The sequence below is a fragment of the Anaerophaga thermohalophila DSM 12881 genome (genome assembly GCF_000191885.1).
Taxonomy (GTDB): Bacteria; Bacteroidota; Bacteroidia; order Bacteroidales; family Marinilabiliaceae; genus Anaerophaga; species Anaerophaga thermohalophila.
Window position 1 is genome coordinate 40,971 of the sequence record NZ_AEWI01000144.1, and the last position, 11,580, is coordinate 52,550.

The following is an 11,580-nucleotide window of genomic DNA, read 5'->3' on the forward strand; positions in this document are numbered from 1 at the left end:
GTTTTTTTGTATTTTTTCACAACTTCCGGAGGATGATATAAAGCATCTTTAGAAATTGTAACTTAGTCCTGCTTTGAGTCCGGCTGAATGATAAATCTCACCGCCATCATAGGCAACGGCTAAATTTATATTCAGGTTGTCTGCATTTTTTGGTATCCAGCTGAATTGCAGCATGGTATACCATTGGTCTCTTCCGTCCTTAAACCAGTAATTTTCTGTTTCTTCCCATGTGTACCTTCCGGGATATTGCTCAAAATAAGTGCCGAAATTACGTATCCAGGTGATTTTTGTTTTCCAGGTCAGTTGAGTTCCGGCATTTCCTTTGACTCCAAGGTGAAGTCCCTTGTATCTGTCGTTTTTTATATTCACGATGCTATGGAATTCCATATCGGGACGGACGGCTTCCAATTGTTGCCTGGTTAAGTTGAACGGACTTCCCATAATATGGCCTTTGTAGCTCCATCCCGAAGGATACATCCCGTTGTTCATGTAACCGTCGCGACCGCCGAAGTCATTGCCATGATTAACCTCTCTTTTTAGTACATCCTTTATTTCTTCTTCTGTCCAGTTTTCTTTTTCTATGCCAAATAATTCAAGCATATCTTCACTACTGAGATTACTATAATGAAGAAAGGTTCCGTCATTCATGTTTTGCGGAATTCCTGGATCAGGCATTCCGTTGCCGCTCTGATAAGTGGTTTGAACCCATTCGATAGTCAGGTTGCTTAGCCATGAAACCTTCTCCGGCTTCCAATCGACACCCAGTATATGGTCGGAATTTCCTTGCCAGAAAAGACTTCCCGAACCATCAGAAAAAGGGATCTGGTAATAAAAATGAAATGCTGAATTTGAGGTTTTCAGATATACACCAAAGTCATAAAGCCCCATATGTGCTCCTGCAGCGTTTGTAGCATCGCCTCCGCCGATTTTTTCACTTCCTTTTCCGAAAAAGGTAGCCCAGAAATCGACGGGAATATCGGTTCCGTTACTACGTTTTCCTCCCATCAGGGCTGAGTGATTCAATCCACCGTAGAGTTGCCACTTTCCGAGATTAATTCGCAGGTAAGCATATTTTTCATGGAGCAGAACATCACTGCCATACTGTTGATCCGGGAGCCAGCCATGGGAAATTCCGCCACGTACTTCAAAAAGAGTATTTGCGAAGGGAACAGGCGTGAATTCGGAAAGCTCAAAAGTAATACGGGGTACGGGCCGATAATTGTTGCCGTAAATATAACTTCCCGACCCCTGATTGGGGACGGTAAATATTGGATCGAAAACGTGTTTTCCGGCTGAGAGGCGCCAGTTGTGCCATTGTATCCCAATCATTCCTGTGTGCAGGTATGTGTCACTATAGCCGGTCGTGTGATTACCTTCTGCTTTTGCTGTCAATCGCCAGTTATTATTCAAATGCCAGTTTATTCCGGCATAAGCGGTTACCAAAGATTGACTACCTGCATCGTTACGCCAGCGTCCGCTGTTAAGTGCTACCATCCATAGCGGGGGCAATTCTCCGTTGTGTACTATCGTTTCGGCTGATGTTTTTCCTTCAATGTGCAGGGAATCTTGCTGCGCAGATATTTTGATCAGAAAAAAATGAGCGATCAGGAAAAAAACCAGAATTAATCTTTTCGTTTGTTGACCGGTCATGTAGTAAGGGGGTTAAATTTTTTGCAAAGATACTTTTAATTTATGAGATTCCCATAAAAAAAGGGCCACTTGTTTACGTTTGAACAAATGACCCTTTATTGTCCTATTTTTTAATTTTAAACCAATAATTATGTGTGGGAAAAGTATGCCAAAAGATGAAACAGGGATAGAATTTAAGAATTTTTAAATTTTCATAAATGTAATATGCTGGTATAAAGGACGATGGCTGATTCAATTCATGAATTTTTAAATCAGGCAAGTGTACGATTATGAACAGACAGTGTTCGAATTCGAAGTGAAAGAAACGAGCATGGCAACGTTTTGCCACAAAAGAACGTGTATAATTAACCTCTAATCATCTAAGAAACCAAAAACAGAGAAAGATTCTTCGTCGTGCCTCCTCAGAATGACACTGAGCACTCTGTCATTCTGAGCACAGCAAAGAATTCAACACCAATTAAAGCATAATAAGTTCCATCATACCAATAACTTAGACTAATTTTATACGGATGAAATGAGCATGGAGCTTTGATTTCTTCCTTAGTACCTTATCTTTAATTTTGTTGTATTTTTTGGCAAAATATTTATAAAAAAATGGCTGCGCCATTTGTACTTTGGATCACCGAATTTGAGCGAATTAACGCGAATTTAGTCGCATCTTTGATGCGACTAAATTCGTATCATTGACAACATCATAATTGATTTTTTAAGGTGTTCTCGAATTTCTTCCAGTCGTATCATTGCCGATAAAATAATTGCGTAGCCATTAGCTAAACCGACAAATTATGACTTTAGCTTTTTAGTTATTTTTGGCTCTGGCTTGTCTAGGTTAGGTTTACCGCTTTGTTTACAAAGAAATCTGCCGCAAAAGAGCTGGTATAAAAGTATTTTGTGTTCCATTTGACCTTATAAATTTTATACGGATGAAGATTCTTTTATTAAAAGTAGGAAAAACATCTGACGAATGGCTTCGCGAAGGTGTCGGGCGTTACTATCGGCGGATAAAGCACTACTTACCTTTCGAAACAAAAATAATTCCTGATATCAGGAATGCTGGTAAAATAACGCCGGAGATACTGAAACAAATGGAAGGAGAGCTCATTCTGAAGGCTGTTGAAAAACGGGATCGCCTGGTTTTGCTGGATGAGAAAGGGAAACTCTTTTCATCGCGGGAATTTGCCGGTTTTATTGAAAATCAGATGATTGGCGGGGTACATCGACTGGTGTTTGTAATAGGGGGTGCATGGGGATTTTCTGATGCTGTTTATGAACGTGCAGATTTGAAGATATCACTTTCGCCAATGACTTTTTCACATCAGTTGGTACGTTTGATCTTTGCAGAGCAGCTCTATCGTGCATTGTCGATATTGAACAACGAACCTTATCATCATGATTAATGTGTCTGCTTCTAAAAGTTCTTTTTACCAATCTCGTTGTTGCCGGAAATTTTAAGCACTTATTAACAGATAGTTAACTTCGATTCAGGAATTCCCTGTGCCTTGGTATTGACAAAAACAGCTTTTTGGGGATATGGCTTATTAATTGTTTTTTGCACGGTTATTGTTATTTTCATGCATTGCTAAGTCGATATGAATAGTTTGTAACAAAGTCGGAGACTTAGGATAGGTTCTTCATCGAAAGGATTTTTTGATCTGGTCAGGTTAAAGATCGTGTCAGAATGGTATTGGAAATTTCACGAAAATGAAATCTTATGTCCGGCAAACGTTGGTGGTGGATACTCATAATACTCTTTTTTGCAGGAACAGCAACCGGTTTGTTCCTCGAATTCTTCTTTGCCGGTGCTGAAAAGGAGGATGTTGATCTCCGGCAGATTGAGCAATTGGTGCAGGAGCGTCAATTGGCGCTTAATAATATGTTGAGAGACTTTTCAGGACAAACGCTGGAGGACACTGAACTTTTGTGGCGCAAAATGGATTCGGTTTCACAAACCGGGAATGATGTTCTGGTTTTCCGAAACAACCAACTGATTGCATGGTCGAATCAGGCGATACCTGTTCAGGAATTACACCCTGTTTTTTTGATGCAGCCTTTCATCAAACTTGAAAACGGATACTATCTGGTTCAGCAGATTCGCAGAGGTCCTTTTTTTGCTGGTTGGGCTTTTCAGAATAAAGCAGTCGTATCCTTATCAGAATAAATATTTGAAAGACAGGTTTATGCTACCGGCAGGATTGTCTCCTTCGGTGCAAATTGTCAGACAGAAAAGTCCGCTCTACGCTCCTGTTTACGGTCTTGAAGGCGAATATCTGTTTTCGCTGAGTAACCTAAAACGCCGAAGAGGGGATGATGTAACTGGTGGATATGTTCTTGCTGCCTATCTTCTTGCCGTTTTTGCTTTATGGGGTGCTTTTTTGATGTGGCTTCAGCGTTGGCGTGATTCGAAGTGGCAGAATCACCGGCTTTTCCTGCTGATGGGTATTTACCTTCTGGTTTATTATGGATTGTTTTGGCATTGCGGTATGTCGGCATTCAATCAGCTGGAATTGTTCTCCCCCATCCATTTCGCGGCCTCAAACTTTCTGCCGTCTCTGGGAGCACTTCTGCTCTTTGCGGTTAATGTGCTTCTTCTTTCGTTTTTGTTTTTCCGGTTTTTCCGATTTCCGTCTTTTTTAAGAAACAAAGAAAACAGGTTCTGGCTAAACATCACATTTTTACTTCTTTTTTTAGCAACTCAGGGCTGGATGCTTTACCTGATGAGGCATGTTTACGACTTGGTGGAACATTCACCAGGCCGGTCTGTATTTTTTAAAGTTATAGAAATCAATGAAATAGCAATTATTAAAATTGCCATTCTGGCATTTCTGTTTTTTTCATTCCTCCTCCTCGCTGAAAAGGTTGTGCGATTATTTTTATTTCGAATGCGACGGGTACAACTGTGTATTTTGATGCTGGTGTCCACACTTATCTTAGCTGTTGCATGGGGAGGCCTCGGATATGGACAAAGCGACTGGGGCATATTGTTTGCCGGATTGATTGGCATTATGCTGGTACTGGTAAAGCGCGATTACCGGTTGCATCATTCATATAATACTTTTTTGTGGCTGGTGGCTTTATTTGCATTATATGCCGGAACAGTATTAATAGATATTACCATAGCAAAGGAGCAATCGGATCGTGAATTATTGGTCGAAAATTTATCTTATCAATTATTGCGGGAGGAAGATCCAATTGCCGAAATGTATCTCCATGATATTGAAGAACAAATAATGCGGGATGCTCCATTGCGTCAGCTTTTGGCACAAAACAACATTAATCAGCCGGCGGTCCGTAATCATTTGCTTAAATATTATTTTTATGGTTACTGGGGACGTTACGATTTACAAATTGTGCCCTGCTGGCCGGGAGGGAATGTTGTGTTTGAAGAGACCGGTGATGTCACCAATTGTTATCACTACTTTTTCTCACTTCTTGGGCAGAATGGTCATCCTATTGAAGGAAGTAAGCATTTTTATTATTTAAACAACGATAACGGACGAGTTTCATTTTTAGGTGCGTTTCGCTTTTTCGAAGGTCATCCGCTCGAAACCACTCTTTTTATTGAGTTACAATCGAAACCTTATTTCGAAGGACTGGGATATCCGGAGTTGCTTGTCAGCCAGAAAGAACATGAGCGACTGAAGCTTTTTGAAGAGTATTCGTATGCGAAATATGTAGACGGAAGACTGGTTAGGCGGTCGGGCGATTACGATTACCGTGGCACCTTGAGCCAGATGGATTTTAGTAATGAGTCGAAAGTCTTTGTCAAAGAAGGGGGGTATTCACATCTTGTTTTCAGACCTGAGCCGGGTACAATCGTGATTTTAAGTCTTCAGGATCGTACTGTTTCAGATATTTTCATTGCTTTTTCTATATTCTTTATTTTCTTTTTTGTTTTCGGACTTTTACTCGTTGGACTGATACAGGCTCAGACTCTTTCTTTTTCTTTCAGGCTCTCGGTTCAAAAGCGGATACAACTCTCGTTTGTCGGATTAATGCTTTTTATTTTGCTTGTTGTTGCCGTTGGGACGGTAATCTATACGGTTAATCAGTTCAGAAACAAACACGAAGAGCTGTTGAATGATAAGGTGCAGTCTGTCTTACTCGAACTGGAATCGAAAATCGGTCTTGAAGGCCCATTGGATAAAAGCAGCAGAGATTATCTTACTTACCAGTTACAGACCATATCCAATGTGTTTTTCTGTGATATCAACCTTTTCGGGATAGACGGTATGTTGCTGGCATCATCCCGTCCTGAACTTTTCGAGCAGGGTTTTGTCGGCGCACAGATGAATCCTTCTGCATATTACCGGCTTGCTATTGAAGGAAAAAATCGTTTCCTGGAGCAGGAATCTATTGGAGACTTGAAATATACCTCTTATTATGTGCCGTTCTATAACCGGGATGAAATGTTGATGGGATATGTTAATGTTCCCTACTTTGTGGCCAATAGTGAGTTGCGTGAAGAGGTCTCATCGGTGGTCATGACGGTAATAAACTTTTATCTTCTGTTTTCTTTTATTGTTATTGGTATTGCAGTATTCCTTTCGCGTCAAATTACCAGGCCTTTGAAGGTTTTGCAAAATAAGCTGGCCGACGTGAAAATTGACAAACATAATGAGAAGATCGATTATGAAGGCGATGACGAGATTGGAAGTCTTGTTGGTGAATACAACAGAATGGTAGATGAGTTGGCAGAGAGTGCCGCTAAGCTCGCCAGAACAGAGCGTGAACTTGCCTGGCGCGAAATGGCCCGTCAAATAGCGCATGAAATCAAAAACCCGCTTACCCCGATGAAGTTGAATATTCAATACCTTCAGCGCGCATGGAAAGATAATGTGCCCGACTTTGGCGTCTTTCTGCAACGGGTATCGGATACTTTGATTGAGCAAATTGAAAAATTGTCATCTATTGCTACAGAATTCAGTCACTTTGCCAAAATGCCTGCTGCTAAAAGAGAAAATATTGATCTTCTTGAAAAAATAAGAAGTTCGGTGACTCTGTTCTCCGGCATCCATAATGTAGAGATTAATACCGATTTTGGTGGTTATGAAAGCATTATTATCAATGCCGACAGCGAGCAAATTTTGGGTGTGTTTAATAATTTAATCAATAATGCAATACAGGCTATGCCTAAAGATTATATCGGGAAAATTGATATTTCGGCTTCCGTTTCGGCAGGGAAAGTGCTGGTCAAAATACAGGATAACGGAAAAGGTATCCCGGAAGAGATTCGCGAGAAGATGTTTGTCCCGAATTTCACTACCAAAACAAGTGGCATGGGACTTGGCCTTGCCATTGTAAAGGGTGCCGTGGAAAGTGCAGGAGGTGAAATTTGGTTTGAAACAGAGACCGGAAAAGGTACAATATTTTTTATTCAGCTTCCGGTTGTCTCCCAGTCCTGATTCCTTATGACCCTCGTTTCGGCCCACCGGTCGGCAATTCTTACTTTATATTTTATCAAATGATAAAGATCAAAAAGATTCAGAATGGGAATTAGTAGTACAAGCCCCCGAATAACAGATTTCTCGGGCCATCCCGACATGGAGGCATAATGTGGTAATGTAATGGCGCGTAAGTGGAACAATTTTTTTCCAAAACTTTGTCCATCCAGGAATGAAAACGAGTCTTTGGCCAATAAATAAATAAGTCCAAATATCCACCCGATTTTTGGGAACAGCGATACCAATACTGCAATCATTATATCAACAAAACCGGCAAGCAATCTTTCTGAAACCGGCACTTTCTCCCAAAGTAATTTTTGATCTTCCACGTCTGTTGTTTTTTGCAAAGATAGAAAACCGTCGGGAAATAAGAATCAGCCGATATCTTCCATTCTGATAATGCCATTCAGGATAGCATAGACGGTGAGTCCCGATACAGTTTTTATATCCAGCTTACGGGTAATATTTTTACGATGAGAGATGACCGTATGCGTACTGATAAACAATTTTGCAGCTATTTCTTTATTGGTTAGGCCGAGAGCAACGTGTTTCAGTATTAATTTTTCGCGTGGTGTGAGTTCCTCTGTTTCCTCCTTCCCGGGAGGGACATCGCGGTATTTTTGAAGATGAAATGAGAGTTTTTCGGAAAGCTTACTTTTTGAGTCGAACACTGAAATCTGGTGGGAGGGGCTGTCTTCGGGAAGCGGAGTGTTTATAATATAAATAATTCTGGCGCTGTCGGGTAGTTTTGATACTAATTTTTCATGGCTGACAGGTAATGTGATGGCCGAATTAAGCAGAAGTATATCTGGACTGAACTCTTTCAGCGTCAACATGATGGTGTCGGGATGACCGGCTGCCTTAACTTCGGTAATGCCGTCGGTTTGCTCTAAAAGGCTGATAAGCCCTTTGCGAACCAGATAGGATGTTTCAGCGATTAATACTTTTGCCATTTTCAGATTATCCGTGCGGGAATTTTTTGTGAAATTGCTCTTCCAGTTTTACGACCTGGGGAATGAGAACATTTTCTTCCAGAATGGTATGGTCGCTCAGATCATTTCCAAGCCTGAATATTTCTATGAGGATGTTTGTAAAGCCACAGTTGTCCGAAGGAGGAGCGAGGTATTTCAGAAGAATGTTGCGCAAATCCACAAGTTTCTCTTCTATGTCGCTGTGTTCGTTCAGAAAGTCTTTAATGGTGTAACCGCGTGCCTTTTTCAGAAAATCCGGATCGGGATGCTCTTTGTCCAGATTCTCTTCCAGCTCAAGTATGTATGGAAATATTTTTTCTTCTTCCAATCCAATGTGCGTAGTAAATTCGGTGATGTATTCCCTGAAGAATTTCAGCATCAACTGCATGTTTTTTCCTCCTGATTGATCCATTGATTCCATGCGGACAATCTCATTCTCAATTCGGGGAATATGATATTGTATATAGCACGAATGTGTGCTGCGCAAATATTTTACCAGCCATTTCACGGGATGATTCATAAGGGTCTCACCCGGGAAAAAATCTCGTTCGTGGTACCAACGTGACAGACTGAGAAAAAAATCCAGATCAATGCCTTCTTCCCTGCATACGGTTTGTACACTTTTGTCTTTAAATCCAAAAGGTATCTTTAATCTCTGCAAAACAGCCAGAAGTTCGAAGTTCAACTGTACCAGGTCGGACATTTTCATCGAGGGACTTATATGCATCGCTGTGTTTATTTAGATTTATTACAGACAAAGATAGTAAAAATTGGCTGGCCCTTGTTACTAACGGATGGTCTTTCTTTATTACTGAGCCCGGTCTAAAAAGTATCTTTGTTGCCAAACTCGTTGTTGTTTTAAATTTTTTACATCCTCATTAACAACAAGTTAACTCCGGTATAAAAATTTAAAACGCCTTGATTTTGACAAAAATATGCTTTTTATACTGCACTCATTACTTCTTTCTGAAAAACACATTAATCGGAACTCCCGAGAAATTCCACTTCTGCCGCAATTTGTTTTCTACAAATCGCTTATATGGCTCTTTAACGTATTGCGGGAGGTTGCAGAAGAATGCGAAAGAAGGGACTGAGGCAGGCAATTGTGTAATATATTTTACCTTAATGTATTTTCCTTTATTGGCGGGTGGCGGATAGTTTTCAATCAACGGCAGCAGGTATTCGTTGAGTTTTGCTGTGCTGATGCGTCTCGATTTGTTCTCATAAACCTGAAGAGCTTTTTCCATAGCTTTGAAGATGCGCTTTTTCTCCGTTGCCGAAGTGAAAATAACCGGATAGTCGGTATATGGAGCCGTTTGTGTTTTCAGCATAGCCTCAAATTGCCTGGCAGTGTTGTTGTCTTTTTCGATAAGATCCCATTTATTGACCAGCACGACAACCCCTTTCCGGTTGCGTTCAATCAGACTGAATATTTTATGATCCTGGCCTTCGAAACCTCGTGTAGCATCAATCATCAACAGACACACATCCGAGTTTTCGATGGCCCTGATGGCTCTCATTACGGAATAAAACTCAAGGTCTTCATGAACCTTTGACTTTTTTCTGATGCCGGCTGTGTCAACCAGAAGGAAATGGTGTCCGTATTTATTGTATTGAGTGAAGATGCTATCTCGTGTTGTGCCCGAAACCGGCGTTACAATATTTCTCTCTTCTCCGATAAGGGTGTTTATCAGGGATGACTTCCCGGCATTCGGGCGACCTACGACGGTAAATTTTGGAAGTTCTGTGTCTTCTTCTCTGTTTTTTCCCGGAAGGAGAGTTACGAGATGGTCGAGCATATCACCCGTTCCGGAACCGTTAATGGCCGAGATGGGGTAAAGATTATTGAGCCCCATTGAGTAAAAATAGGAGGCTTCAGGGATTAATGAATGGTTGTCTACTTTGTTTACGGCAATAATAACGTTTTTTGCTTTTTTCCTCAGAATTTCGGCGACCGCTTCATCATAATCAGTGACGCCTGTCGAAACATCAACAACGAAAAGAATAACGTCAGCCTCTTCAATTGCAATAAGCACTTGTTGGCGTATGGCTTCTTCAAATTGATCTTCGGAATTGATGGCATAACCACCGGTATCTACCACCGAAAAACCTACGCCGTTCCACTCCGCTTTTCCGTAAATCCGGTCACGTGTGACGCCGCTGGTCTCATCAACAATTGCCTGACGAGATTCTGTCAGTCGGTTGAAAAGGGTCGATTTTCCTACGTTCGGACGTCCTACTATGGCTACTATGTTACCCATGTGCTTTTACTGGTTAGTTAGTTTGTGCCTGATGCTTGAAAAATGGGTGCAAAGATAGCAAAAATGATTGATTTACAGTTGCACCTCAGGGCTGGAATCAAAATGTGGTGTTGTTGACAAAACGATTGTTGATACCATTCCTGAAAGAACTTTTCAAAGGGGAATTCATTGTTCGTAGCCGAAATTTTTCAGAAAATTGTCTTTGTCACGCCAGTCTTTCGAAACTTTAACGTATAATTCGAGGAAGACTTTCTTTCCCAGAAAGGTTTCAATTTCGTGGCGTGCATCGATGCCCAGTTTTTTCAGGGCTTTTCCCTGGTGTCCAATGATTATGCCTTTTTGAGAGTCTCTGGCAACATGGATTATACAGCGGATGTCGTTCCTCGTTGCTCCTTCTTTGTATTCATCTACTTCAACTTCCACCGAATAGGGTATTTCCTTTTGATAATTAAGCAATATTTTTTCCCGAATAATTTCGGAAATAAAGAACCTTTCAGGCTTGTCTGTTAACGCATCTTTGTCGAAATAGGGTGGAGAAACCGGCAATAATTCCACGATTCGGTCATATAAATTACGAATGTTGAAGTCATGTAAGGCTGATATGGGAAAGATTTCGGCACCAGGAAGTTCATTCTTCCAGTAATCAACCAATTCTTCCAGTTTTTGCTGATCAATAAGGTCTATCTTATTGATGACCAGAAGCACCGGAACTTCTGTTTTTTTAACCAATTGGAGGAATTCGTCGTTTTTGTCAGGACTTTCAACAGTATCAGTGATATACAACAATATATCCGCATCGGAAAGGGCCGATTTGGAAAAGTGTAACATCGATGCCTGTAGTTTGTATTTCGGTTTCAGCACCCCAGGGGTGTCAGAAAAAATAATTTGATAATCATCCGTGTTAACAATTCCGAAAATCCGGTGTCTTGTGGTTTGAGCCTTAGAGGTTATTATTGATAGTCGTTCCCCTGTCAGGTGGTTGGATAATGTTGATTTTCCGACATTGGGATTTCCAATAATATTTACAAAACCGGCTTTGTGTGTCATAATTTTTTTGCGTGTAATTTTTTTGCGAAGGTACAACAACTGTACGAATTTTCATCCGTATATAATTTATTTATTAAGGTCGGATGGAACTCGCATGCAAGAACTTATACATGTTCTTTTGTGACAAACCTTGTCATGCTCGTTTCACCTGTGAAAATTGACATTTATTATTTTATTCTTCCGGCCCAAAAATTTTCAGTCATTGAATTT

9 protein-coding genes are annotated in these 11,580 nt (G+C 40.7%); 3 read left to right on the forward strand and 6 right to left on the reverse strand.

Translation table 11 applies throughout. The features are described 5' to 3' along the window. Window positions 1-48: 48 nt before the first annotated feature. Entirely contained in the window at window positions 49-1,650 is a 1,602-nt protein-coding gene (locus ATH1_RS0117045) for a capsule assembly Wzi family protein (protein WP_010424619.1), read from the reverse strand. A gap of 923 nt (window positions 1,651-2,573) precedes the next feature. Between ATH1_RS0117045 and rlmH the strand changes: the two genes are divergently transcribed. From rlmH to ATH1_RS0117060, 3 genes are all read left to right on the forward strand, one after another. Beyond that, entirely contained in the window at window positions 2,574-3,047 is a 474-nt protein-coding gene (gene rlmH, locus ATH1_RS0117050; protein WP_010424621.1) for a 23S rRNA (pseudouridine(1915)-N(3))-methyltransferase RlmH, read from the forward strand. A 314-nt stretch (window positions 3,048-3,361) separates the two neighbouring features. Further along, window positions 3,362-3,808, forward strand: a complete 447-nt coding sequence (locus tag ATH1_RS22375; protein ID WP_010424623.1) for a hypothetical protein — start codon at window positions 3,362-3,364, stop codon at window positions 3,806-3,808. Window positions 3,809-3,827: 19 nt separating this feature from the next. After that, entirely contained in the window at window positions 3,828-7,052 is a 3,225-nt protein-coding gene (locus ATH1_RS0117060) for a sensor histidine kinase (RefSeq protein ID WP_010424624.1), read from the forward strand. Here ATH1_RS0117060 and ATH1_RS0117065 read toward each other — a convergent pair. The 5 genes from ATH1_RS0117065 to era all read right to left on the reverse strand — a co-directional run bounded on the left by ATH1_RS0117065 (window position 7,025) and on the right by era (window position 11,370). After that, window positions 7,025-7,420 carry an RDD family protein gene (locus ATH1_RS0117065; protein ID WP_010424629.1) on the reverse strand — a complete coding sequence of 132 codons (396 nt, stop codon included), beginning with the start codon at window positions 7,418-7,420 and terminating at the stop codon, window positions 7,025-7,027. The genes ATH1_RS0117060 and ATH1_RS0117065 overlap by 28 nt on opposite strands. A gap of 45 nt (window positions 7,421-7,465) precedes the next feature. After that, window positions 7,466-8,044 carry a response regulator transcription factor gene (locus tag ATH1_RS0117070; RefSeq protein WP_010424630.1) on the reverse strand — a complete coding sequence of 193 codons (579 nt, stop codon included), beginning with the start codon at window positions 8,042-8,044 and terminating at the stop codon, window positions 7,466-7,468. Window positions 8,045-8,051: 7 nt separating this feature from the next. Then, on the reverse strand, window positions 8,052-8,789 hold the full coding sequence (locus ATH1_RS0117075; protein ID WP_010424631.1) for a hemerythrin domain-containing protein: 738 nt from the start codon (window positions 8,787-8,789) through the stop codon (window positions 8,052-8,054). Between the two features lie 229 nt (window positions 8,790-9,018). Then, window positions 9,019-10,323, reverse strand: coding sequence for a ribosome biogenesis GTPase Der (der, locus tag ATH1_RS0117080; protein WP_010424632.1), 1,305 nt, complete (start codon window positions 10,321-10,323; stop codon window positions 9,019-9,021). 165 nt (window positions 10,324-10,488) lie between these two features. Next, window positions 10,489-11,370, reverse strand: a complete 882-nt coding sequence (era, locus tag ATH1_RS0117085) for a GTPase Era (RefSeq protein WP_010424633.1) — start codon at window positions 11,368-11,370, stop codon at window positions 10,489-10,491. Window positions 11,371-11,580: the final 210 nt, after the last annotated feature.

Excerpts from the sequence above, each read along its gene's own strand:
- der (WP_010424632.1), bottom strand. The coding sequence starts at position 10,323 with ATGGGTAACATAGTAGCCATAGTAGGACGTCCGAACGTAGGAAAATCG.
- era (WP_010424633.1), bottom strand. The coding sequence starts at position 11,370 with ATGACACACAAAGCCGGTTTTGTAAATATTATTGGAAATCCCAATGTC.
- ATH1_RS0117060 (WP_010424624.1), top strand. The coding sequence starts at position 3,828 with ATGCTACCGGCAGGATTGTCTCCTTCGGTGCAAATTGTCAGACAGAAA.
- rlmH (WP_010424621.1), top strand. The coding sequence starts at position 2,574 with ATGAAGATTCTTTTATTAAAAGTAGGAAAAACATCTGACGAATGGCTT.
- ATH1_RS22375 (WP_010424623.1), top strand. The coding sequence starts at position 3,362 with ATGTCCGGCAAACGTTGGTGGTGGATACTCATAATACTCTTTTTTGCA.
- ATH1_RS0117070 (WP_010424630.1), bottom strand. The coding sequence starts at position 8,044 with ATGGCAAAAGTATTAATCGCTGAAACATCCTATCTGGTTCGCAAAGGG.
- ATH1_RS0117075 (WP_010424631.1), bottom strand. The coding sequence starts at position 8,789 with ATGCATATAAGTCCCTCGATGAAAATGTCCGACCTGGTACAGTTGAAC.
- ATH1_RS0117045 (WP_010424619.1), bottom strand. The coding sequence starts at position 1,650 with ATGACCGGTCAACAAACGAAAAGATTAATTCTGGTTTTTTTCCTGATC.